This window comes from Nocardia sp. NPDC050799 (assembly GCF_040654015.1).
GTDB lineage: Bacteria > Actinomycetota > Actinomycetes > Mycobacteriales > Mycobacteriaceae > Nocardia.
In genome coordinates, this window is the sequence record NZ_JBFAHF010000036.1 from 52,445 (window position 1) to 76,311 (window position 23,867).

Below are 23,867 nucleotides of genomic sequence, written 5' to 3' on the forward strand. Positions count from 1 at the left end.
AGACCCCGCGACCGCCCGCGGCGACATCCGGCGCCGATGTCTGTTTTCCGCTAGCTCGAGGTCCCTCGAGCTGACATCGTGTGTTGGGTGAGCATCACGGCCCTGGAATTCGAACGCTGCTATCGCGCGGTCTCGGCCCGCGACTCCCGTTTCGACGGGCAGTTCTACACCGCCGTGCGCACCACCGGAATCTATTGCCGGCCGTCCTGCCCGGCGATCACTCCGAAGCGCACCAATGTGACCTTCCTGCCGACCGCGGCCGCGGCCCAGCAGGCGGGCTACCGCGCCTGCCGCCGCTGCCTGCCCGATGCCGCACCCGGGTCGCCCCTGTGGAACACCCGCGCGGACCTGGCCGCCCGGGCCATGCGGCTCATCGGGGACGGTGTGGTGGAACGCGGCGGGGTCCCCGCGCTGGCCTCGGCGCTCGGCTATTCGCAACGTCAGCTCACCCGGGTGCTCACCACCGAACTCGGCGCGGGCCCGCTGGCGCTGGCGCGCGCCCACCGGGCACATACCGCGCGACTACTGATCCAGACCACCGCCATACCCATGTCGGATATCGCCTTCGCCGCCGGTTTCGCCAGTATCCGGCAGTTCAACGACACCGTGCGGGAGGTCTTCGCGGTCAGTCCCAGCACCATGCGCACCGAGGCGCAGCGCACCCGCGACCGCACCGTCCCGGCCGCCAACGGCACCCTGTCCCTGCGCCTGCCCTACCGGGCGCCGCTGGACCGCGACTGGCTGAACTGGTTCCTGTCCGCCCATGTGGCACCGGGTCTGGAGCTCTGGCAGACCACATCGGGCGGGGAGAACCACTACCTGCGCACCATCCGCACGCCGCACGGTTACGCCGGAGTCCGGCTCGCGGTCCTGCCCGGGCACGTCCAGGCCGAACTGACCTTGCGCGATATGCGCGATCTCGCGCCCACAGTGGCCCGGGTCCGGCATCTGCTCGACCTCGACGCCGACCCGGTGGCCATCGACGAGGCACTCGCCCGGGCCCACGAGAGCACCGGCGCACCACACGAACCGAACGCTCGTTTCGCTCCCGGGATCCGGGTGCCGGGATGCGTGGACGGACCGGAGCTGCTGCTGCGCACCATGATCGGTCAGCAGATCTCGGTGGCGGCGGCCAATACGCATACGGCCCGGCTGGTCGCCGCCCTCGGCGAACCGGTGGATGGGCCGGTCGGCCGGTTGTTCCCGGCACCGGAGGTGATCGCCGAACGCGGCGCCGAAGTACTGACCGGCCCCGCCCAGCGGACCCGCTCCATCACCGCCGCCGCGGCGGCGCTCGCTTCCGGCGACCTGACCCTGCACCAGGGCCGTACGGCCGCCGACCTGCGACGCGATCTGCTCGCACTCGACGGAGTCGGCCCGTGGACCGCCGACTACGTCACCATGCGGCTACTCGCCGACCCCGACATCATGCTGCACACCGACCTCGTCATCCGCCGCGGCGCCACCCGCCGCGGTATCGACCTGACCGATACGACCCGCTGGTCGCCCTGGCGTTCCTATCTCTGTATGCACCTGTGGCGCACCGAACTGCGTACCCGGGCCGAATCCCGGAAGGCCGCCGCGCCCACCACCGAAACCGACTCGAAAGTGAGTACCGACTGATGTCCACCGCCACCCTGCCCGCCTCGGCCACCACCGCGACCGGCACCGCCGACGTCGCCACCGTGGACACCCCGCTCGGCCCCTTCACCACGATCGTGGCCGCCGACGGCGCGGTCCTGGCGTCCGGGTGGACCGCCGCACCCGAAGAACTCCGCACACTGGTCCACCCCGGCCTGCGCCCGGCGGAACTGCGCGCCCGCCGTGAACTGGGTGCGGTGACCGACGCCGTTACGGCCTACCATCGCGGCGACACGGCCGTGATCGATTCCGTCCCGGTCCGTCAGCGCTCGGGCGAATTCCTGCAGCACGCGTGGGAAGTACTGCGCACAGTGCCCGCGGGGCAGCCGATCACCTACACCGCGTTCGCCGCCCGCTCCGGCCGGCCGGCGGCCACCCGCGCCGCGGCGAGCGCCTGTGCCCGCAATGCGGCCGCACTGTTCGTGCCCTGCCATCGGATCGTGCGCACCGACGGCACGCTCGGCGGGTTCCGCTGGGGTCTGGACATCAAGCGGCGGCTGCTCGATCTCGAGGGGTGAATCCGCGCGGTCAGGCGATGGTGGCGTGTAACCGGGAACCGTTGCGGCCGCGCACCACGTGCAGGCGGCTGGGTATGCGCTGACGCATCTCGTCGACGTGACTGACCAGCCCCACCACCCGGCCGCCGGCGCGGAGTTCGTCGAGGACGCCCATCACCGCGTCGAGGGTGTCGGCGTCCAGGCTGCCGAAGCCTTCGTCGATGAACAGGGTGTCGAGGATGATCCCGCCCGCTTCGGCCGCGACGGTATCGGCCAGGCCCAGCGCGAGCGCCAGTGAAGCCATGAAGGTTTCCCCACCGGAGAGCGTGCGAGCGGGCCGGACGGCGCCGGTGTAGTCGTCACGGATGTCCAGCCCCAGACCGCCGCGCCGGCCGTGCGTCCCGGCCCGGTCGGTGTGCACGAATTCGTAGCGGCCCCCGGACATCCGGCGCAGCCGGGCCGACCCGGCCACCGCGACCTCCTCCAGCCGGGCCGCGAGCACATAGGAGCGCAGCGACATCCGCCGGTTGTTCGCGCCGCGCCCCGCGACCACCTCCGCCAGCTCGGCCAGTTCCTGGTGGGCCCGCTGCGCAGGGGCGATCAAATCCACTGCTGCCCACAACTGCCCGCACAGGGTTTCCAGCCGGGTGACCCGGTGCACGGCGGCGGAATGGGCCGCGACGGCCTCGTCCAGCGCGGCCCGGGCGGTCCGCACCGCCGCCTCGAGCGCTTCCGGATCGCCGGACGCGGTGGCGGCGGCGGCCCGGATCTCCGGTTCGTCCAATACGGCCCGAGCGGCTGCGCGTACCTCGTCCGCCGCGGCCAGGGCAGCGCTCAGCGCGTCCTGCCGCTGCGGGCTCCGGGTCGCGGCACCGACCAGCGGTGAATAGATCCGCAGCGTCGCCAGCATCTCCCCCGAGCCGGCTCCGGGATCCTGGCCCGCGTCGCCCGAACCACCGGCCACGGAATCCGGCGCGGTGCCGACGGCACTCGTGGGCGGGACCAGGCCCGCCGCTCCGGCCAGTCGTTCGACCCGCAGCACACCGGTGGCCGCCCGTTCCCACGCCGCGCGGACCGCGGCGTAGGTGTCACGCCGGTTGCCCGCGGCGGCGATCAGCGCGTGCAGACGCTCCCGGCGACGACCGATGGTCCGGTCCCGTCCGGCGGCGGTGCGCAACTTCTCGTCGATTTCGGCGAGCCTGGCCTGCGCGGACTCGATCCGCGCCGCGACGGCTCCCGCCCGGGTCTCGGTATCGCGCAGGGCGTCGTGCAACCCGCTCTCATCGCTCCGCAGGCGGGCCAGTTCGGCGGCACACGCATCGGCCGATTCGGCCAGTTCGTCGGCGTCCCCACACTCCTCGGTGGCCGCACGCAGGGCGGCCGCGAGTTGCACGCGGTCGGTATCGCCGCCGCGGGCCAGCAGTGCCTCGATCTCCCGCTCCACCTCGGCCAGCGCCGACTGCGCACGTTCGCGCGCCACCTCGGCGGTACGTTCGGCGGCGACCGCTGCCGCCTCGTCCTCTTTCGATACCGCCCCGGCCGCCTGCCGCGCCGGCCGGGGATGCTCGGCCGAACCGCACACCGCGCACGCCTGCCCGTCGACCAAGCGCCCGGCCAGCTCCGCCGCCATCCCGGCCAGCCGGCGCTCCCGCAGGTCCAAAACGTGCTCACGGGCCTCCAGATGCCGGGCGCGCACGGTATCGAGATCCACCCGGGCCCGGTCGAGCCGGCTGCGCGCCCGGGCCAGTTCCACGGCCGCGGTCGCGGCCGCCTGCAAGCGCCGGAGTTCGGTGCGCAGACCGGGCAGGGTCGCTTTCGCCTCGTCGGCTTCGCGGGCCCGCGCCTGCGCGCCGGCGATGATCTCGGGTAGCCGGGCCCGGCGTTCGGTGAGTGCGGCCGAGCGTTCGCCGAGTTCGGCCGCCGCGGCGTGCAGTTCGGCCAGTTCCCCGCGCAACGTGTCGGCCGTGGCCGCGTCGGCGCGGATCTCACCGAGTTTGCCCAGCAGCGCACTCCATCCGCGGATAGCGGTATCGAGGCCGAGGTCCTCGTCGTAGCCGGCTCGGTCGTCCATCCGGTCCGGCTCGTCCGCACCGGCCTCGGCGGGGCTCTGCCGAGACCCGCCGGGAGCCACGTCGAACAGCGCGAACTCGTCTTCCGCCGGGGAACTCTCCGGCGCGGCAACCTCCGGGGGAAACTCGGCGACCCCGTCCCCGGCGCGCCCGGCGGACGGGGCCCGCACCAGGCGGATACCCGGGATATCCGCGCTGTCGGGTTCCGCGGCCAGCCGGGCCAGGTGTTCGGCCGCGGCCGCGGATTCGTTTTCCCGGCTGCGCGCCGCGCGGACCGCGGCCTCGGCCTCGGCCAGCGCCGCGGCCACCGGTTCGGCGCGGCGCGCACGATCCAGTTCGCCACGATCCGCGGCCCGTGCCCGGGCGTCGGCGGCGTATTGCTCGAGCTGCTGCCGGGCCAGTTCCAGCCGGCGCCGCTGCTCGGCCGCCCGCCGCTCCCGTTCGGCCTGTTCGTCGGCGAGCGCCGACTCCGCACGCCGCTCCTCGAGTTCGTGCTGTGCTTTCTCCACCTCGCCGCGCGCCCCCGCCAGCAGGTCCTGCGACCACTCGACCGCATCCAGAATGTCGATCCGCTCGGTGCGGTCGATCCCGGCCGTCACCGCGACCCGGGTGATCAGGTCCTCCACATTGCGCTGCTGGACGCCGATCTGCTCCCCCGACGATTTGCGCTGGGCGGTGAGCCACTGTTCGGCCGACCCGAAACGTCCGGTATCGAACAGTTTCTCGAGCAGTCGTTCGCGATCCTCGTTCTCGGCGCGCAGAAACTTCGCGAAATCCCCCTGCGGCAGCAGCACCACCTGGAAAAACTGATCGGCGCTCATCCCCAGCAGCCGCACGATCTCGTCGCCGATCTCGTTGATCCGCGACAGGTTGGTGCCCTTTCCGTCCAGCCAGGCCAGCGTGGCCTTGGCGTTCTCCACCCGGGTCCCGCTACCGCGCAGCTTCGGCCGCTCGAATTCCGGTTGCCTGATGAGCCGGAGTCGCCGGCCGCCCAGCGTGGCCTCCAGCACCACCTCCGGGCGGATATGCGCGGGCGCGTGATCGGAGTGCAGCCGTTTGTCCCCCCGGGCCCCCGGGACCCGCCCGTACAGCGCATAGGCGATGGCGTCGAGCACCGTGGTCTTCCCGGCGCCGGTCTGCCCGTGCAGGAGGAAGAGTCCGTCCGCGCCCAGTTCGTCGAAGTCGACGGAGGCCGTCTCGGCGAAGGGACCGAAGGCCGTCATCTCCAGCCGGTGCAATCTCATGCGGTGAGTTCCGTATCGACCGCCGGGGACGCACCGATATCGTCGCGGACCACCTCCGTCTCCCGGACGGCCGCCGCCATGGCGCGGGTAAGCCAGCCCATTTCGGAGGCGCCCGGCTCGCCGCGCACATCGGTGAGGAAAGTGCGGGCGATTTCGGTGTCGTCGCGGCCGCGCACCCGCTCCCGGTACCGCAGGGCCGGGTCGCCCTGGGGTCGTTCCCATTCCACGTGCACCGCGTACGGGAAACGCTCGCGCAATCGGCGCATGGCGTCCACCGGCCGGGCATAGTCGGTGAGCGAGACCGAGACGTAGTGCTGTTCGGCCTTTTCCCACGCGGGGTCGGCCAGCAGCTCCTCCAGCGTCCCGGTGAGGTGGCTCAGCCCGCGGACCTGCGGTAATTCCAGCCCTCGCACCCGAGCCGGACCAGTATCACCGAGGTCCACCAGCCACGCCTGTTTGCGGTGGGTGCTCTCCCCGAACGAATACGGCAGCGGCGAACCCGAATAGCGCACCGTCTCGGCGAGGGTCTGCGGCGAATGCAGATGACCGAGCGCGACATAGTCGAACCGCGGCTCGGTGAACATCCCCAGTGGCACCGTCTCGACTCCGCCCACCGAGATCGACCGCTCCGAGCCCGTTGCCGCGCCACCCACCACGAAGGCGTGCGCCAGCAGCACCGTCCGGGTGTCCGGCCGCTGTGCGATATCCCCCCGGATCCGTTCCAGTACCGCCGCGAGCACCTCGGCATGCGACCGCGCCTGCGGGACGCCGAGCTCGCCCCGGCATATCTCCGGCTCCAGATAGGGGATGCCGTAGAAGGCGACCGCACCGTGCTCGTCGGACAGCAGCACCGGCCGGGCCGAATCGCCCACCGTGGTGCGCAGATACAGCCCACCGGCCGCCGCGAAACTCGCGCCCGCCCCGAGCCGCGTCGGCGAATCGTGGTTGCCGGAGGTGGCCACGATGCGCGCTCCGGCCGCGCGGATGGCTTCGAACCCCCTGTTGCAGACCGCGATCGCGTCCGCGCTGGGGATGGAGCGATCGTAGACATCGCCGGGGAGCACGACGGTGTCCACCTCTTCGGCGGCGACGAGCTCGGCGACCGCTTCGAGCACCCGCGACTGATCGGCCAGCAGGTCCACGCCGTGAAAGGTGCGACCGATATGCCAGTCCGACGTATGCAGGATTCGCATGACGGCGAATTTAGGGCACCACACCGACAGCTTCAATGCCGGTACCGATACCCGGGACGCCACACCGGCAACACGCCGAGACCCGTACCGCCCCTGGCCCGGTAGACCCGCGACCACCGCGGACAGTGTCTCTATTGCGCCATCGTGTTGCGCGCCACCCATATCCCTTGACGGTATGAATATCGCCGCCGACCACCGTTTCCGCACAATCGCGGAGCCGGACTCGCCGTGCCGTAACACGGTCGACCCTTCCGGACGATAGTGTTCAATACGTGGCTGCTTCCCAACGAGTGAATTCCCGGGTGCCCGCGCCGCAACGTTCGTTATTGCCGACGGTGCCGGGTGTCCCGGCCTATGCCGCGGTTCTCATCGCTGCGGCCTGCACCTTCCTGGGTTTCCTCATCGATGCCCTCGGCGACGTCACGGACCTCACCGGCACCTTCAGCGCGTTCTACATCCTCGGATGTCTGGCGGCGGTGGCGGCGGTGCGGTTCCGCGGCCTGTTCACCACGATGGTGTTACCGCCGCTATTGCTGTTCGTCGCCGTGCCGATCGCATATCGCCAGCTCACCGGGACCAGCACCGCCTCCCTCAAGGACATCCTGCTGAACCTGGCGATCCCGCTGGTGCACCGTTTCCCGCCGATGATGCTGGCCACCGTCCTGGTGCTGATCATCGCCGGGATCCGGATCGCGCAGTTCCGCTCGGAGAACGCGGCCCACGAGACCGCCGCCGCCCGGCGCGGCACGAGCTGGGGCCGTAACGAACGGCGCGCGAGCCGCGGCGAGGCCAAGGAACGGGCGGAGAACCGGCTCCGCCGCGAGACCGCGAAGCGGCCGAGCCGCGGACAGGCGAAGCGTCCCGTGGGTGAGGGCAAGACGGCCCGCGGGAGCAAGCTCTCGCGCGCCGAAACCCTGGCGGCGCGGTCCAAGGCCAACGGCAGGACCAAGGCGAAAGCGCGGCCGAAACGGCCCGAGAACCCCGAACCCGATTACACCCACGAATCGTTCGACGAACCCCCGCGCCGTGGCGGCCGGGGCCGTCCGCCCGCCGAGCCGGCCGCGCGGGGCGCCGCACCCCGCACCCGCGAGATGCGCCAGCACCCGCCCGCCCGCCCGCCGGCTCCGGTACCGGACGAGCCGGTGCGCGCGAACGCCCGCCGCGGCGAACCGGCCCGGACGCCGCAGACCGCCCGGGTCCGCGAACCGATCCCGGAACGGCGGCGACCCGAACGCCGCTGAGCGCGGGGCCGTCGCCGAAGGTGAGCGCGGGTCAGCGCCGAGCGGCCCGCAGTTCCCGCGGCAGCGCGAACACGAGGGTCTCGTTCGCCGTGGTCACCGGCTGGACCTCGCCGAACCCATGTTCGGCGAGCATGTCCAGCACCCCGCGCACCAGGATCTCGGGGACCGACGCGCCGGAGGTGATCCCGACCGTGGTCACCCCTTCGAGCCACGCCGGGTCCACCTCGCGCGCGTAGTCCACCAGATACGACGCGCGGGCCCCGGCGCCGAGAGCCACCTCCACCAGGCGCACCGAGTTCGACGAGTTGCGCGAGCCCACGACGATCACCAGATCGCATTCCGGTGCCATCGCCTTCACCGCGACCTGCCGGTTCTGGGTGGCGTAGCAGATATCGTCACTGGGCGGATCCTGCAGCGCCGGGAACTTCTCCCGCAGCCGCGATACCGTCTCCATGGTCTCGTCCACGCTCAGCGTGGTCTGCGACAGCCAGATCACCTTGGACTCGTCGCGCACGGTCACCTTCTCGACCGCGTCCGGACCGTCGACCAGTTGTACATGTTCGGGGGCCTCACCGGCGGTTCCCTCGACCTCCTCATGGCCCTCGTGGCCGATCAGCAGGATGTCGTAGTCGTCCCGGGCGAAGCGTTTGGCCTCCTGATGGACCTTGGTCACCAGCGGGCAGGTCGCGTCGATGGTGCGCAGGTTGCGCTCGGCGGCGGTCGCGTGCACCGCGGGCGAGACACCGTGCGCGGAGAACACCACCAGTTCCCCTTCGGGAACTTCGTCGGTGGTGTCGACGAAGATCACGCCGCGCTCGCGCAGCGTTTCCACCACGTGGCGGTTGTGCACGATCTCCTTGCGGACATAAATCGGGGCGCCGTGCTTTTCCAGCGCCTTTTCCACGGTTTCGACGGCACGGTCCACACCCGCGCAGTATCCGCGCGGTTCGGCGAGCAGCACTCGTTTTCCTTCAGGGGCGGCGGTCGCGGCGCCGGCCGAGCGAGCGATTCCGACATTCAACGGTATTGCCGAGGACATGCCCCACAGAATACGTGCGTACCTCCGCGACCGCCGCGCCCGTGCACCCCGGCGTCCGGGCCGCGCCCCGACCACCTGTTCGGCCTGTCCGGCCCGTTCACCCCGCTCACCGGCCGCCCTCGACGGCCACGCGGCACCGGTCACCGCAGCGCCCCGTCCGGAGGGGTGTGCAGGTTCACCCGCCGACCCCGACCGGCGCCGATACGAATTCCCGCGCTGCGCCCGCGCAAGCGCCGCCCGCCGGACGGCGGGAAACCCACCGATCCCGCCGCGGCTTGCCGGGTACGCGCACCCTCTTTTGCGGACCCCGCTATATCGGGCAGGCTATTACCATGTTTCGACCACCGTTCCTGGCCCGCGTCGCCGCCGGAGCCGCCGTCTATGTCCTCGAGGAGACGCGACGGCTGCCCTCGGCAGCGGCGAAACTACCGCTCACCGCGGTAAGCCAATTACTGCAGACGGGGATGCACGTCCAGCAGTTCGTCACCAGTCTCGCGATCAAGGGCGATTCGGTTTTCGACCGGATCATCAACCGTCCCGAGGAACAGCCCGAATGGGCCACCTTCGACGAGGACGACGACCCGCCGGTGCGCGAGCCGGGGGCCACCCCGCGCCGACGCAACAGCGGTTTCGACCGCTTCGACGCCGATCCGGCCGAGGTGGAACTGGCCCTGCAGGAGACGCTGGACGGCTTGCGCGCGATCCAGAACGGCAACCCCGTACCCGCGGCACGGACCTTCGACGCCGGGGCCACCGTCGACGCCGCCGGTGACGCGGCCGATGATATGGCGGCGGCCGAAGCGCCCGAGGTCGACGGGCCCGAATCCGCCGCCACGGCCGATCCCGAGCCCGTCGCCGCACCTGGGCCGGCGGCCGAAGCCGTCCTCCCCGAGGTCGGCGCCCGCTACGACTACCCGAACATGACTCTCGCCCAGCTGCGCGGACGGCTGCGCACGCTCACGGTCGCCGACCTGGTCGCCCTGCTCGACTACGAACAGCGCACCCTGGATCGCGCCGCGTACGTGACCATGCTGACCAACCGGATCGCCACCGTGCGAGCCCAGTGACCGAGGCCGATCCCGCGCCCGCGGTCGGCCGGAGCGGCTCCGGCCGGCCCGGGCAGGCATCCGCTCCCGCCAATTCCGCCGAGCAGCCGTGGCCGGTGCGCTCGGTGTCGATGAAGGTCGCCCAGTGGATCGACCGGCTCGGCAGTATCTGGGTGGAAGGCCAGCTCACCCAGATCAACCTGCGGCCCGGCACCCGCACCGCCTTCCTGGTGCTGCGCGATCCGGCCGCCGATATGTCGCTGTCGGTGACCTGCGACCCGGCCCTGTTGCGGGCCGCCCCCGTCCCGCTGCAGGAGGGCAGCCGGGTGGTGGTCTACGGCAAGCTCTCCTTTTTCCCCGGTCGCGGCACCCTGTCGCTGCGGATCTCCGAGATCCGCCCGGTCGGTGTCGGCGAACTGCTGGCGCGGATCGAACGGCTGAAGGCGTTGCTGGATGCCGAGGGGCTGTTCGATCCGCGGCTCAAACGGCCGGTCCCTTTCCTGCCCGGCACCATCGGGTTGATCACCGGCCGGGGCAGCGCCGCCGAACACGATGTGCTGAGCGTGGCGCGGGATCGCTGGCCCGCGGTGCGGTTCGAGGTCCGCAACACCGCCGTGCAGGGCCCGTCCGCGGTCCCGCAGATCCTCGACGCGCTGGCGGCGCTGGATCGCGACCCGGCGGTCGAGCTGATCGTGCTCGCCCGTGGCGGCGGCAGCGTGGAGGATCTGCTGCCCTTCTCCGACGAGACACTGTGCCGGGCCATCGTCGCCGCGACCACCCCCATCGTCAGCGCTATCGGCCACGAACCCGATTCCCCGGTCTCCGACCTGGTCGCGGATCTACGCGCGGCCACCCCGACCGATGCGGCCAAACGTATCGTGCCCGACGCCGCCACCGAGACCGCGCTCGTCCGGGAGCTGCGCGCCCGGTCCGCGGCGGCACTGCGCGGCTGGGTCGAACGGGAGTCCGCGGCACTGCGGCAACTGCGGTCACGCCCGGTGCTGGCCGATCCGCTGCGCGATCTCGGCCACCGGCACGACGAGATCGAACGCCTGCGCACCGCGACCCGCCGCTGCGCCGAGAGCCTGGTCCGCGCCGAATCGGTGACCACCGACCATCTGCGGCGCCAGCTGACCGCGGTCGGCCCGGCCGCCACCCTGGCCCGCGGCTACGCTGTCGTGCAGCGCGTCACCGGACCCGAACGCCATGTGGTGCGCGCGATCGACGATTCGCCCGCGGGCAGCCAGCTGCGTATCCGGGTCGGTGACGGCGCGATCTCCGCCGCCGCCCTCGGCACCGAGCGGCTCGGCGAACGCGGCTCCCCCACCCGCTCCGACGACTCCGAGAGGACCTGACCGTGTCCGACACCGGCACCGACGACCTGGCCGATATCGCCGGCCTCGGCTACGAACGCGCCCGCGACGAGCTGGCCGGCGTGGTGAAGATGCTGGAGCAGGGCGGTATGGACCTCGACGACGCCCTGGCGCTCTGGGAACGCGGCGAGGCGCTCGCCACCCGGTGCGAGGAACATCTGGCCGGGGCGCGGCAGCGGATCGAGAAAGCACTGGCCGCATCCGACGACACGGAATGACCCGCGCCTACCCCCGTTGACGGGTTACGCCGCCGGGAGCGGCCGGGCGGCCACCACCGCGGCGGCCAGGGTTTCGAAGGCCTCGCCGTTGCCGGCGCCCCGGATCAGCACCCGGCTGTCCCCGAAATCGGCGATCCACGCGGGTTCGGCGCCGGGCTCCTGGTAGACCACCCATTTCTGGCCCGCGATACCCCGGGTCCCGGTGGCATACCGGCTGCCCGCGATATGTCCGGCCATGACCTCTTCGGTGGCATCGCTCTGGTCGAGTTCCATATAGGTGCCCACCCCGGTGACATAACCGATGGTGCTGACCGTGCCGCCGCCGCGTTCGGTGAGGGTGTCACGGCTTCCGGAATTCGGCTGCCAGTTCTGCGGGAGGGCCGGTTCACGGATCGGGAACGACAGGTTCTGGGCGTCCGAGCGCAGTGCCGCGGCGGCATCGAAACTCGGTATCGTCCCCTGGGTGGGACCGGTCGCGGAAAAACTGCACTGACTGGTCAGTCCGGCGAACACCACGGCGATCAGCACCAACGGGATCAACGACCAGAACAGATCCCGGTAGTCGTTCATGATGCGTGGCTTCTTGTTCGGCACGCTCCCAGTATCCATCGTGGTAGCGGCGGGGCCCCGCGCCGCCCCCGGTACTGCCGTACCAGGTGATCACCGGCACGCAATCCCGCGATGCGACAATTACGGCAAGTTACACAACCTAGGAGGCACCCGCTATGACGGCATCTTCGCCCGCTTCGAGCCGCCGCGAGGCGCCCGACCGTAACCTCGCGCTCGAACTCGTCCGCGTCACCGAAGCCGGCGCCATGGCAGCGGGGCGCTGGGTGGGCAAGGGCGACAAAGAAGGCGGCGACGGGGCGGCCGTGGACGCCATGCGGCAGCTGGTCAGCTCGGTATCCATGAGCGGCGTCGTGGTGATCGGCGAGGGCGAGAAGGACGAAGCGCCCATGCTGTACAACGGCGAGAACGTGGGCGACGGCACCGGCCCGGAGGTCGATTTCGCGGTTGACCCGATCGACGGCACCACCCTGATGTCGAAGGGGTCGCCCGGCGCCATCTCGGTGCTGGCGGTCGCCGAACGCGGCGCCATGTTCGACCCGTCGGCGGTGTTCTACATGCAGAAAATCGCCGTCGGCCCCGACGCCGCCGACGTGATCGATATCTCGGCGCCCATCGGGGAGAACATCCGCAAGGTCGCCAAGGCCAAGCACGCCTCGGTCTCCGATATCACCGTGTGCATCCTGGACCGCCCCCGTCACGGCGAGCTGATCCAGGAGATCCGCGATGCCGGCGCCCGGATCCGTTTGATCTCCGACGGTGACGTGGCCGGCGCCATTGCCGCCGCGCGGCACGATTCCGGAACCGACATCCTGGTCGGCATCGGCGGCACCCCCGAGGGCATCATCGCCGCCGCCGCGATGCGCTGTATGGGCGGCGCACTCCAGGGCAAGCTCGCACCCAAGGACGACGAGGAGCGGCAGAAAGCGCTCGACGCCGGACACGATCTGGACCGGGTCCTCGTCACCGAGGATCTGGTGGCGGGGGACAACGTCTTCTTCTGCGCCACCGGCGTCACCGACGGAGATCTGCTGCGCGGCGTCCGCTACTACGGCGGCGGCGCGTCCACCCAGTCCATTGTGATGCGGTCGAAATCGGGCACGGTCCGCATGATCGACGCCTACCACCGGCTCACCAAACTGCGCGAATACTCGTCGGTCGATTTCCACGGCGACGAGCACGCCGCCCCGCCGCTGCCCTGATCGCCGCGCGTGCGGTCCGGGCCCGGCTCTGGACCGCACGTGGTGCCTCCGGCGCGCCGGACACCCACCCGCCGTGTCAAGCAACTTTCCGGCATCCAGATCGGCTCCCGGATTTTCCGGGTAGTATCCGCGTGGCCACCGAACTGGCAGCGTCACGGATATCCGTGCTCGGTAGCCGTCACGTTGCCGAACCCACAGCCGGAGTGATGAACCACCACGACCTGCCCGTCCATCACACCGGCCTGTCGCGAGAGGATGGACATGCACCACTTCGCTCGACGTTCGGCCGGATTCACCATGGCACTCGCCGCCGCGGGGCTGCTCGTCGCCGGTTGCGGTGACGACAACTCGGTATCGGATACCGTCGGCTCCGTGACCTCGGCGGTGATGCCGGGCGGCGACAACGCCACCACCGGCCCGACCGCCGCCCCGGGCGCCGAGGGCTCGCCCACCGAGACGACAGGCGCCGAGGGTTCGCCGACCCCCGACGAGGACCCCAACGCCGACGCCGGCGAAACCACCGTGCAGACCCCGGACGGCAACGAAATCACCGTGAAGGGCAGCATCTATCAGAAGTACACCGAGGCCGGTGGTCCGACCGGCACACTCGGTATGCCCGAGGGCGAGGAGCAGGTCGCCGGTGACGGCGGTCGCTACCAGAACTTCTCCGGCGGCACCGTCTTCTTCAGCGAGGACACCGGCGCCCATATCGTCTGGGGTGATATCCGCGAGGCATGGGAGGCCAACGGCGGCGCCGACGGCCAACTCGGCTTCCCCACATCCGACGAGGAGAACACCCCGGACGGCAAGCAGAGCGAGTTCGAGGGTGGCACCATCACCTGGAATTCCTCGGACCGTTCCACCACGGTCACCGAGAAGTGAGAGAGCGCTCGGGGCGCCCACTACGGCGGGCGCCCCGAGCGCTGTCCGTTGTCCGCCACCCGAGCGGTTCGGAATCTCCGTTCACATCCGGGGAACGGGCCCGATTGTGCGCGCACCCCACCCGGACCGGCCGGATCACCGATATTCCCCAACCCGACCCCGGGGCTCACTCTGTACTCGGTTCGACCCGCTACCGTGTGTGCGTGCAGAAACTGTTGACCGACCGCGACCTGCTGGAATCGCTCGCGGTAGAGGTGGAACTGACCATGCGGCGCCATACCGAGATCGCCGATGAATGGCAGCCGCACGACTTCGTCCCGTGGGACGACGGCCGCAACTTCGCCTTCCTCGGCGGCGAGGATTGGGACCCCGCGCAGTCCGAGCTCAGCGATACCGCCCGGCTGGCGCTCACCGTGAGCGTACTGATCGCCGACAATCTGCCCTCGTACCATCGAGAGACCGGCAAATACCTGCGCACCGGCGCGTGGTGGCGCTGGGTGGGCCGCTGGACCGCCGAGGAGGCCCGGCACTCCGTGGTGATCCGCAACTACCTGATGGTCACCCGCGCCTGTGACCCGGTGGAGCTGGAACGGCTGCGCATGGGCCATATGACCGACGGTTTCCGGCGCGAGCCGCTGCATCTGCTGGATGTGCTGGCCGCCTGCGCGTTCGAGGAGACCGCCGCCGCCGTGCGTCATCGCAATACCGCCGCGCTCGGGGAGAACCCGCTGATCACCGCGATCAGCGAGCGGATCGCCGAGGACGACGAGAGGCAGGCCGCGGTATTCGCCGACCTCGTCGCCGCCGGTTTCGACGAGACCCCGGACCAGACCATGCGCGCCGTCGCCGACCAGGTCGCCGCGTTCCGGGTCCCCTCGGTCACCCTGCCCGACGGGCGCAGCAGCGACGAGGCGCTGGCCGATGCCGGTATCTACGACCCGGAGAAGCAGGACGAGCTGATCTTCGCGCCGCTGCTGCGGCGCTGGGATGTGTTCGGCCGCACCGACCTCGGCGAATCCGGGGAGGCGGCCCGCGAAGAGCTGGCCCGGTTCCGGTCCTGAATCCACCTACGGTGCGACGCGACCGTTGACCGACGGTCGCGTCGCAGCGAATACCGCGTCACCCCTGGTCCCCGGGGCGGCACGGTATCAGTCGTTGTCGATATTCGTCATGGACAGCACGTCCAAACGCCGGTCGAGCTCCTCCTCACTCAACCCCTCTCCGATCAGTCCGCGATCGATCACCGTCTGACGGATCGTCTTCTGCTCCCGCAGCGCCTGTTTGGCCACCGCCGCCGCCTCCTCGTAACCGATCGCCGAATTCAGCGGGGTCACAATGGAAGGCGAGGATTCGGCCAGGGTACGCAGCCGTTCGGTGTCGGCGGTCAGCCCGTGCACACACCGGTCGGCGAACAACCGGGACACCGCCGCCAGCAGCCGGATGGATTCGAGCACATTACGCGCCATCACCGGGATGTAGACATTCAGCTCGAAATGGCCGCCCGCCCCCGCGAAAGCCACCGCGGCATCGTTTCCGATCACTTGCGCCGCCACCTGGGTGACCGCCTCCGGCAGGACCGGATTCACCTTTCCCGGCATGATCGAACTACCCGGCTGCAGGTCGGGCAGTTGCAGCTCACCCAGCCCGGTCAGCGGACCCGAACCCATCCAGCGGATATCATTGGCGATCTTGGTCAGGCTCACCGCGACCGTGCGCAGCGCCCCGGAGACCTCCACCAGCCCGTCCCGTGCCGCCTGCGCCTCGAAATGATCCTCGGCCTCGGTCAGCGCGTCGATCCCGGTGGCCCGTACCAACTCCGCCACCACCTTCGCCCCGAACCCGGCGGGCGCGTTCAACCCGGTCCCGACCGCGGTACCGCCGATCGGCAGTTCACCCAGCCGCGGCAGCGTCGCCAGCAGTCGCTCCATCCCCGCCGCGACCTGCCGGGTGTAGCCGCCGAACTCCTGGCCCAGCGTCACCGGGACCGCGTCCATCAGATGGGTGCGGCCCGACTTCACCACCGTGCGCCATTCGGTCGCCTTGTCCAGCAGCGCCAGCCGCAGATGCTCCAGAGCGGGCAGCAGATCCTTGATCACGGCCTCGGTGGCGGCCAGATGGGTCGCGGTCGGGAAGGTGTCGTTCGACGACTGGGACATGTTCACGTGATCGTTCGGGTGCACGGTGACCCCGCCGCCGGCCGCGATCGAGGCGATCACCTCGTTGGCGTTCATATTCGAACTGGTCCCCGACCCGGTCTGGAACACATCGATCGGAAACTGGTCGTCGTGGCGGCCCGCCGCGATCTCGGTGGCGGCCGCGACGATCGCCGCGGCCCGCTCCGCATCGAGCAACCCCAAATCCCGGTTGACCACCGCGCAGGCCCCCTTCAACAGCCCGAGCGCCCGGATCTGCGCCCGCTCCAGCCCCCGCCCGCTGATCGGGAAGTTCTCCACCGCCCGCTGAGTCTGGGCACGCCACAGCGCGTCCACCGGAACGCGGACCTCGCCCATGGTGTCGTGCTCGATGCGGTACTGCTTCTCCTCGCTCATATTCCCGACCCTATGCCGCGTCCCGGCGATGTCGGCGTGCCACGCGTGCGGTCTGGTCGACTTCTCCTCCCGCCGGAAGGCCGGCGATCCCCTGCCGCACGGCAGCGTGTTCCTGTTTCATCGACGGTTGCCTTCCCACATCAGCTGCGGGGCGGTCTCACACCATCTCCGCAGGCCGAGACCGATCCACCGCCACCACGCTGCGCCCGTACCAGCCCGCTTTGCACTCCAACATCGACCGGAACCGCGACCACGACGCGTCCGAGATCGCCCGCGCTGATTTCCGGTTGCGAGTCATGTTCCGCACACGCAGATCCTCGATGGCGATCCCGCCGAGTCCCGAGACGCCGTTACCTACGACGGCTGCACCCCCGCCGGAATCGATCCCACGTTTCGTCGCGAACACGGCGTACCACCGTCCGTGACACGGCATAGTGAGGTATATCACGCTCTATCCGGCGTGCGTTCAGCGCCCGTGTCGACCGAGGAGTTCGTCATGATGCGATACCTCCGCCTTCGCTTCGGCCTCCGCGCACTGCATGAATCCACTTCGAGGAGTACCTCATGACCTACGCCAAGCCCGGGGCCGACGGCAGCATTGTGAGCTATGCCCGCCGATACGACAATTTCATCGGGGGTGAGTGGACCGCGCCCGTCGAAGGTAAATACTTCGACAATCCGTCTCCGGTCGATGGCGAGATTTTCTGCGAAGTGGCCCGATCCACCGCCCCCGATGTGGAGTTGGCGCTGGATGCCGCGCATGCGGCCGCCGACGGGTGGGGGGCCACTTCCACCACCGAGCGCGCGAATATCCTCAACAAGATCGCGGATCGGATCGAGGAGAATCTGGAGGCGCTGGCGGTCGCGGAGACCTGGGAGAACGGGAAACCGGTCCGGGAGACGAAGGCGGCGGACCTGCCGCTGGCCGTGGATCATTTCCGGTATTTCGCCGGGGCCATCCGCGCCCAGGAGGGCGGGATCAGCGAAATCGACGCCGATACCATCGCCTATCACTTTCACGAGCCGCTGGGCGTGGTGGGTCAGATCATTCCGTGGAATTTCCCTATTCTGATGGCCACCTGGAAGTTGGCGCCGGCGCTGGCGGCGGGTAACGCGGTGGTGCTGAAACCGGCCGAGCAGACGCCGGCGTCGATCATGAAGGTGGTCGAGCTGATCGGCGACCTGTTGCCGCCGGGTGTGCTGAACGTGGTGAACGGTTTCGGGGTGGAGACCGGTAAGCCGCTGGCGTCGAGTCCGCGGGTGGCGAAGGTGGCGTTCACCGGGGAGACCACCACCGGACGCCTGATCATGCAGTACGCCAGCGAAAACATCATCCCGGTCACGCTGGAACTCGGCGGTAAGAGTCCGAATATTTTCCTGCCGGATGTCATGGCGGCCGATGACGATTTCCTGGACAAGGCGGTCGAGGGTTTCGTGATGTTCGCGCTGAACCAGGGTGAGGTCTGCACCTGTCCGTCGCGGGCGCTCGTCCACTCGTCGATCTACGACGAGTTCATGGCCCGCTGCGTGGAGCGCACCAAGGCCATCGTGAGCGGCGATCCGCTCGACGACGCGACCATGATCGGCGCGCAGGCCAGTAACGACCAGCTCGAGAAGATCCTGTCCTACATCGATATCGGCAAGAAGGAAGGCGCCGAGGTGCTCACCGGCGGCGGTTCCCGTTCGGTCGAGGGCTACCCGAACGGTTTCTACGTGGAGCCGACCATCTTCAAGGGCAGCAACGATATGCGCATCTTCCAGGAGGAGATTTTCGGCCCGGTCGTTTCGGTCACCACTTTCGATTCCACCGAGGAGGCCCTGAAGATCGCGAACGACACCCTCTACGGTCTCGGCGCGGGCGTTTGGACGCGGGACGGCAATACCGCCTACCGGCTCGGTCGCGGTATCAAGGCCGGCCGCGTGTGGACGAACTGCTACCACGCCTATCCGGCGCACGCGGCGTTCGGCGGCTACAAGAAGTCGGGTATCGGCCGGGAGAACCACGCGCAGATGCTGGACCACTACCAGCAGACCAAGAACCTGCTGGTCAGCTACTCACCGCAGAAGCTCGGGTTTTTCTGATGCCGGACCCGAACCGGGTGGAACTCACCGCGACCGCCGCCGATCTGCTGCACGAGCTGATCGAACAGCACGGTCCGGTGATGTTCCACCAATCCGGCGGGTGCTGCGACGGCAGCGCACCCATGTGTTATCCGCGGGGCGAGTTCCGGGTCGGGGCGCAGGATGTGCTGCTGGGGCAGGTGGATGTGGACACACCGTTCTGGATGAGCGCGGACCAGTACCAGTACTGGAAGCACACCCATCTGACGGTGGACGTGGTGCCCGGGCGCGGGAGCGGATTCTCCCTGGAAGCCCCGGAGGGTGTCCGGTTTCTGATCCGGTCCCGGCTGCTCACCGACGAGGAGTTCCTCCGCCTCGAAGCCGCGCCGCCACCGCCGACGGGCGCGAGTGCGGTCGACCGTCCAGAGAACGGCGACCATTGAGCACTGACCGCTCTCCTCTTCGGGTCGATGCAGATGAAGAAGATCGATAGGCAGGCCATGCGGGAGGCCTACGCCGGCTGATCCGCTTCCGGCGGCCGCGCCGGATGGGTTCCGGCGCGTTGCCAGCGCCAGGCGAACTCACCCGGCCGCGGTGGCGGGCCCGGCAGCTCGCCCTCGGCGGCCAACCCGGCGATCAGGACCGCGAGCACCCGGCGGCGCAGCTGTGCGGTGCGCTGCCGGTCGGGTGTCGAAACCGCCGCGCACGCTTCCAGTACCAGCCCGATATCCTGCGGCGTCACTCCCTCCCGCAGCCGGCCCGTCGCCTGCGCCCGGCGCACCAGCTCTGTGTTCACCTCGTCGGCGTGTGTCACCTCGGGCCGCATCGCCGGGTCGGGTTCGAAGGTGCCCGCGAGATGGACTGTCAAGGAATGCACATCGGCGTCCACCACCCGCTCCAGGAATCCCACCAGGGACTGCCAGCCGTCGGGTTCGGCCAGCGCGGCGTCGGCCTCCGCGTTGTAGCGGCGCAGCCCCTCGTGACACAGCGTGCGCAGTAGCGCTTCCTTACTGGGATAGCGGCGGTAGAGCGCGCTGATTCCGACGCCCGCCCGTTCGGCCACCGCGGCGATCGGCGCCTTCGGTTCGGCCAGGAACACCTCCCGTGCGGCTTCCAGGACGAGGCTGTCGTTGCGGGCGGCCTGCGCTCTACGGCCACCCAGAGGCTTGTGAGCAGTTGTTTCCGCTGATTTCGACATGCGCCGAGCATAGCACTTGAAACGGAATGTTCCGTTCTGCTATCTTTGAACAGAACAAAGCATTCCGTTCCAACCAAAGGATTCGATATGGCCACCATCCAGCCTTTCCGCATCGAGGTCGCCCAGGCCGATATCGACGATCTGCGCAACCGGCTCCAGCGCAGCCGCTGGGCCGACCAGATCACGGGCTCCGGCGAGGAGTACGGCGTGAGCGTCGGCCGGGTACGCGCGCTGGCCGAGCAGTGGCTGCAGCTCGATTGGCGGAAGATGGAGGAGCAGCTCAACGCCCACCCCCACTTCGTGACCGAGATCGACGGTCAGCGGATCCACTTCCTGCACGTACGCGCACAGCAGGGCACCGGGTTCCCGCTGATCCTCACCCACGGCTGGCCCGGCACCTTCATCGAATTCCGGCGCCTGATCGAGCCGCTGACCGCCGCGGGTTTCGATCTCGTCGTCCCCTCGGTCCCCGGTTACGGTTTCTCCGGACCCACCACCGAGAAGGGCTGGAACGACCAGCGGATCGCCCGCGCGTGGGCCGAGCTGATGAGCCGGCTCGGCTACGAGCGATACGGCGCGGTGGGCAATGACGGCGGCTCGTCGATCTCGGTCGAACTGGGTCGTATCGCGCCGGACCGTGTCGTGGGAATGCATGTGGCCCAGGTGTATTCGTTCCCCTCGGGCGACCCCGCCGAGCTGGCGGACCTGGATGCCGACGAGCAGCGGTCACTGGAAACGCTGAACTGGTTCGTGGCGAACAAAATGGGTTTCAATGTGCTGCAGTCACAGCAGCCGCAGACCCTCGCGCATGCCCTCGCGGACTCACCGTCGGGCCTGCTCGGCTGGAACGGACAGCTTCTGGGCCCGGACCTGGACGACGAATTCGTGATCGCCAATATCGCCGTCCACTGGTTCACCGGCACGGCGGGTTCGGCGATCCGGCACTACTTCGAGAAGGACAAGGCCCCCGCTCCCACCGCACCGTCGACGGTACCGCTGGCCTTGTGCGGCTCGACCGGCGATTTCCACGGGATCCGGCGGTTCGCCGAGCGCGATCACCACATCGTGTCCTGGCGTACCCACGACGTGCACACCCACTACCTGCACCACGTCGCGGCGGATCTCATGGCCGCCGAGATCACCGCGTTCTTCGAGGGGTACCGCGGCGAGTGAGCCGAGGCCGTGGCGATCCGGCACCGCGGCTGGTCCGCGGTGCATATCGCTGCGCGACGGTCAGGAATGCTCCTTCACGTACTCCAGATAGAACCCGCGCAACGCCTCGGCGAGTTCGCCGTCACCTGCGTGAACATAGTCGTCGAGCATGGGCACCACCCATTTGATATCGGCTTCGCTCTCGCCGGCCCGCCCCGCCGTGGCCTCCGCCGCCGGGATCCGGGTCAGCAGGTCCCAGAGAAAGCGGATATCACCGTGCCGCACCGCGAGCCTCACCGCGCGGTCGTGCAGTTCTTTCGACGAGAGCTTGTCCAACTCCTCGTACTGGGTCATATCGCCGACTCTAATCCCGGCGCCGGGTTCCGGGCCCGGTTTCCGGGAGGGTCGCCGGGCCGTCGCCGCGTGGCGTACCCACTCCGGCCCGATACCGTGCTGCGATGACCCGATGACCGACGAAACCCTCACCCCACCGCCCGGCTTCCAGGTCAAACGCGTTTACGAGGCCCCCGCGGCCGAGGACGGCTACCGGGTGCTCGTCGACCGCCTGTGGCCGCGCGGCCTCGCCAAGGCCGTCGCCCGGATCGACGAATGGGCCAAGGAGATCACCCCCTCGACCGAGTTGCGCCGGTGGTTCCACGAAGACCCCGACGGCCGGCGCACCGAATTCGCCGACCGCTACCGGGCCGAGCTCGCCGAGCCGGCGGCCCGCGAGATACTGCACCGGTTACGGGAGCGCGCCGGCGGCAGTCCGCCGGTGACTTTGGTCACCGGCGTCAAAGAGCCGGGTCACAGCCATGTTCCGGTACTCGTGGAGCAGTTGCGCGATTGAGGTGACCCGCGCCGGGCGACACGAAGGCGAACCCGGAGCGAACACGCCGCCCCGGCGCCGGGACAGAGTCGATTTCACCGATACCTGATCCGAATGGATCGCGGGCCGTCGATACCCATGCTGACCTGCGCGAAACCGGCCGAACCGGGGCCAGTTCACAGCGAATTCACCAAAGCCTCCCGCATTTCTCCGAGCGCACAGGGGTGGTGAGGAGGTAGCTTCGGAGTGGCGGGTCGCACGTTGCGGTTCGCTCGGGAGGTCCTGACCGTGACTGAGAAACTCAGTACGAGGGGGCCGGCACCCGGTCCTCGTGGCCACTGACGCACCACGTCAGCAGCCATCCGGACCTACCGGCCCAGCGAGACTGTCTGTGTGGGTGCCGCGCAGACCATAGGAGCCTACCGTGACTGATAATCGCTCCGTATCCGCCCCTTCGGCGAATTCTCGCTTCATTGAGAAAGGTTTGAAAACCTTCGTCATCGACACCTCGGTGCTGCTGTCGGATCCCTGGGCAGTGACCCGGTTCGGCGAACATCATGTGGTGTTGCCGCTGGTCGTGATCAGCGAACTCGAAGGTAAACGACACCATCACGAACTCGGCTGGTTCGCCCGCGAGGCCCTGCGCATGCTCGACGATCTGCGGGTGGCCCACGGCCGGCTCGACGAACCGCTGCCGATCGGCACCGACGGTGGCACGTTGCAGGTGGAACTGAACCACACCGATCCCTCGGTGTTGCCGGTCGGTTTCCGCACCGAGAGCAACGATTCCCGCATCCTGGCCTGCGCGTTGAACCTCGCGGCCGACGGATGCCAGGTGGTGCTGGTGTCCAAGGACATCCCGATGCGGGTGAAGGCCAGCGCGGTAGGTCTACGGGCGGAGGGATATCACGCACAGGATGTGGTGACCTCCGGTTGGACGGGCATGGTCGAGATCGACACCGCCTCCGAAATCGTCGACCGGCTCTACAGCGACTCGGTCGTCGATCTCGACGAGGCACGAGAACTGCCCTGCCACACCGGGATCCGGCTCCTCGGCAACAATTCCAGCGCCCTCGGCCGGGTGACGCCGGACAAACGGGTGCAGCTGGTGCGGGAACGGGAGGCGTTCGGGCTGCACGGCCGCTCCGCGGAACAGCGGGTGGCATTGGACCTGCTGCTCGACGAGAGTGTCGGCATCGTCTCGCTGGGCGGCCGCGCCGGCACCGGTAAATCCGCGCTGGCCCTCACCGCCGGCCTGGAAGCGGTGCTGGAGAAACGCACCCAGCGCAAGGTCGTGGTCTTCCGGCCGCTGTACGCGGTGGGCGGTCAGGAACTCGGTTATCTGCCGGGCACCGAGAACGAGAAGATGGGCCCCTGGGCACAGGCCGTCTTCGACACCCTCGACGGTCTGGCCAGCCGCGAGGTCATGGAGGAGGTTCTCAGCCGGGATATGCTGGAAGTTCTCCCGCTGACCCATATTCGAGGCCGGTCGCTGCACGATTCGTTCGTGATCGTGGACGAAGCCCAGTCATTGGAACGCAATGTCCTGCTGACGGTGCTGAGCCGGCTCGGCAGCGGTTCCCGGGTGGTCCTGACCCACGATGTGGCGCAGCGCGACAACTTGCGGGTCGGCCGGCACGACGGTGTCGCCGCGGTGGTCGAAAAGCTCAAGGGCCACCCCTTGTTCGCGCATATCACCCTGACCCGCAGTGAGCGGTCGCCGATCGCCGCACTGGTCACCGAGATGCTGGAGGAATACGGGCCCAACGCGTAGGGCCCGGCGCACGACGCAGCCGTTCGAGAGCGCGCCACCGCGCTTCCCCTCCTTCAAGGGCATCATGGCCGCGAAGAAGAAGGAAGTGCAGA

Annotated in this window: 22 protein-coding genes; 14 read left to right on the forward strand and 8 right to left on the reverse strand. The window is 69.3% G+C overall.

Going from position 1 to position 23,867, the window contains the following annotated elements:
• The first annotated feature begins 78 nt into the window (after positions 1-78).
• Together AB0H42_RS29015 and AB0H42_RS29020 are read left to right on the forward strand one after the other, a co-directional pair.
• Complete coding sequence (locus AB0H42_RS29015) at positions 79-1,623, forward strand: Ada metal-binding domain-containing protein (RefSeq protein ID WP_357061790.1); 1,545 nt, start codon at positions 79-81, stop codon at positions 1,621-1,623.
• Positions 1,623-2,159 (forward strand): methylated-DNA--[protein]-cysteine S-methyltransferase, encoded by a 537-nt coding sequence (locus AB0H42_RS29020; protein ID WP_357061791.1) that lies wholly within the window; start codon positions 1,623-1,625, stop codon positions 2,157-2,159. Before AB0H42_RS29015 ends, AB0H42_RS29020 begins: the two co-directional genes overlap by 1 nt.
• Positions 2,160-2,169: 10 nt before the next feature.
• On the opposite strand, the gene AB0H42_RS29025 is transcribed toward AB0H42_RS29020, so the two are convergent.
• Both AB0H42_RS29025 and AB0H42_RS29030 read right to left on the reverse strand, forming a co-directional pair.
• Entirely contained in the window at positions 2,170-5,451 is a 3,282-nt protein-coding gene (locus tag AB0H42_RS29025; protein WP_357061794.1) for an SMC family ATPase, read from the reverse strand.
• Positions 5,448-6,644: an exonuclease SbcCD subunit D gene (locus tag AB0H42_RS29030; RefSeq protein ID WP_357061796.1), complete on the reverse strand. Its 1,197-nt coding sequence runs from the start codon at positions 6,642-6,644 to the stop codon at positions 5,448-5,450. Before AB0H42_RS29030 ends, AB0H42_RS29025 begins: the two co-directional genes overlap by 4 nt.
• Before the next feature lie 272 nt (positions 6,645-6,916).
• Here AB0H42_RS29030 and AB0H42_RS29035 point away from each other — a divergent pair, with 272 nt between their 5' ends.
• Complete coding sequence (locus AB0H42_RS29035; protein WP_357061798.1) at positions 6,917-7,885, forward strand: DUF6542 domain-containing protein; 969 nt, start codon at positions 6,917-6,919, stop codon at positions 7,883-7,885.
• Positions 7,886-7,916: 31 nt separating this feature from the next.
• On the opposite strand, the gene AB0H42_RS29040 is transcribed toward AB0H42_RS29035, so the two are convergent.
• Positions 7,917-8,924, reverse strand: a complete 1,008-nt coding sequence (locus AB0H42_RS29040; protein WP_039826533.1) for a 4-hydroxy-3-methylbut-2-enyl diphosphate reductase — start codon at positions 8,922-8,924, stop codon at positions 7,917-7,919.
• Positions 8,925-9,256: 332 nt separating this feature from the next.
• Between AB0H42_RS29040 and AB0H42_RS29045 the strand changes: the two genes are divergently transcribed.
• The 3 genes from AB0H42_RS29045 to AB0H42_RS29055 all read left to right on the forward strand — a co-directional run bounded on the left by AB0H42_RS29045 (position 9,257) and on the right by AB0H42_RS29055 (position 11,561).
• Entirely contained in the window at positions 9,257-9,991 is a 735-nt protein-coding gene (locus tag AB0H42_RS29045; protein ID WP_357061800.1) for a lipid droplet-associated protein, read from the forward strand.
• A gap of 95 nt (positions 9,992-10,086) precedes the next feature.
• Positions 10,087-11,325 carry an exodeoxyribonuclease VII large subunit gene (gene xseA, locus AB0H42_RS29050; RefSeq protein WP_357061848.1) on the forward strand — a complete coding sequence of 413 codons (1,239 nt, stop codon included), beginning with the start codon at positions 10,087-10,089 and terminating at the stop codon, positions 11,323-11,325.
• 2 nt (positions 11,326-11,327) lie between these two features.
• On the forward strand, positions 11,328-11,561 hold the full coding sequence (locus AB0H42_RS29055; protein WP_357061802.1) for an exodeoxyribonuclease VII small subunit: 234 nt from the start codon (positions 11,328-11,330) through the stop codon (positions 11,559-11,561).
• Between the two features lie 24 nt (positions 11,562-11,585).
• On the opposite strand, the gene AB0H42_RS29060 is transcribed toward AB0H42_RS29055, so the two are convergent.
• On the reverse strand, positions 11,586-12,155 hold the full coding sequence (locus tag AB0H42_RS29060) for a DUF4245 domain-containing protein (protein ID WP_357061805.1): 570 nt from the start codon (positions 12,153-12,155) through the stop codon (positions 11,586-11,588).
• 131 nt (positions 12,156-12,286) lie between these two features.
• On the opposite strand from AB0H42_RS29060, the gene glpX reads away from it, so the two are divergent.
• The 3 genes from glpX (at position 12,287) to AB0H42_RS29075 (ending at position 15,273) form a co-directional block, all read left to right on the forward strand.
• Positions 12,287-13,330 carry a class II fructose-bisphosphatase gene (gene glpX / locus AB0H42_RS29065; protein ID WP_357061808.1) on the forward strand — a complete coding sequence of 348 codons (1,044 nt, stop codon included), beginning with the start codon at positions 12,287-12,289 and terminating at the stop codon, positions 13,328-13,330.
• A 261-nt stretch (positions 13,331-13,591) separates the two neighbouring features.
• Positions 13,592-14,212, forward strand: a complete 621-nt coding sequence (locus tag AB0H42_RS29070) for an esterase (RefSeq protein WP_357061811.1) — start codon at positions 13,592-13,594, stop codon at positions 14,210-14,212.
• 203 nt (positions 14,213-14,415) lie between these two features.
• Complete coding sequence (locus tag AB0H42_RS29075; RefSeq protein WP_357061813.1) at positions 14,416-15,273, forward strand: acyl-ACP desaturase; 858 nt, start codon at positions 14,416-14,418, stop codon at positions 15,271-15,273.
• A gap of 87 nt (positions 15,274-15,360) precedes the next feature.
• Here the strand turns inward: AB0H42_RS29075 and AB0H42_RS29080 are convergent, their stop codons facing one another.
• Both AB0H42_RS29080 and AB0H42_RS29085 read right to left on the reverse strand, forming a co-directional pair.
• Complete coding sequence (locus AB0H42_RS29080) at positions 15,361-16,761, reverse strand: class II fumarate hydratase (protein ID WP_357061815.1); 1,401 nt, start codon at positions 16,759-16,761, stop codon at positions 15,361-15,363.
• 157 nt (positions 16,762-16,918) lie between these two features.
• Entirely contained in the window at positions 16,919-17,194 is a 276-nt protein-coding gene (locus AB0H42_RS29085; RefSeq protein WP_357061817.1) for an IS200/IS605 family accessory protein TnpB-related protein, read from the reverse strand.
• A gap of 131 nt (positions 17,195-17,325) precedes the next feature.
• Between AB0H42_RS29085 and adh the strand changes: the two genes are divergently transcribed.
• On the forward strand, positions 17,326-18,843 hold the full coding sequence (gene adh, locus AB0H42_RS29090) for an aldehyde dehydrogenase (protein ID WP_357061819.1): 1,518 nt from the start codon (positions 17,326-17,328) through the stop codon (positions 18,841-18,843).
• The gene (locus tag AB0H42_RS29095) at positions 18,843-19,265 is read left to right on the forward strand and encodes a DUF779 domain-containing protein (RefSeq protein WP_357061821.1); all 423 of its coding nucleotides are present in this window, start codon (positions 18,843-18,845) and stop codon (positions 19,263-19,265) included. The genes adh and AB0H42_RS29095 overlap by 1 nt, the downstream gene beginning before the upstream one ends.
• Before the next feature lie 68 nt (positions 19,266-19,333).
• Here AB0H42_RS29095 and AB0H42_RS29100 read toward each other — a convergent pair whose 3' ends face one another.
• Positions 19,334-20,020: a TetR/AcrR family transcriptional regulator gene (locus AB0H42_RS29100; protein ID WP_357061824.1), complete on the reverse strand. Its 687-nt coding sequence runs from the start codon at positions 20,018-20,020 to the stop codon at positions 19,334-19,336.
• An 87-nt stretch (positions 20,021-20,107) separates the two neighbouring features.
• Here AB0H42_RS29100 and AB0H42_RS29105 point away from each other — a divergent pair, with 87 nt between their 5' ends.
• On the forward strand, positions 20,108-21,193 hold the full coding sequence (locus AB0H42_RS29105; protein ID WP_357061827.1) for an epoxide hydrolase family protein: 1,086 nt from the start codon (positions 20,108-20,110) through the stop codon (positions 21,191-21,193).
• A 60-nt stretch (positions 21,194-21,253) separates the two neighbouring features.
• Here the strand turns inward: AB0H42_RS29105 and AB0H42_RS29110 are convergent, their stop codons facing one another.
• Positions 21,254-21,526, reverse strand: a complete 273-nt coding sequence (locus tag AB0H42_RS29110) for a hypothetical protein (RefSeq protein ID WP_357061830.1) — start codon at positions 21,524-21,526, stop codon at positions 21,254-21,256.
• Between the two features lie 112 nt (positions 21,527-21,638).
• Between AB0H42_RS29110 and AB0H42_RS29115 the strand changes: the two genes are divergently transcribed.
• Complete coding sequence (locus AB0H42_RS29115; protein ID WP_357061833.1) at positions 21,639-22,022, forward strand: DUF488 family protein; 384 nt, start codon at positions 21,639-21,641, stop codon at positions 22,020-22,022.
• Between the two features lie 403 nt (positions 22,023-22,425).
• On the forward strand, positions 22,426-23,775 hold the full coding sequence (locus tag AB0H42_RS29120; RefSeq protein ID WP_357061835.1) for a PhoH family protein: 1,350 nt from the start codon (positions 22,426-22,428) through the stop codon (positions 23,773-23,775).
• The last annotated feature ends 92 nt before the right edge of the window (positions 23,776-23,867 follow it).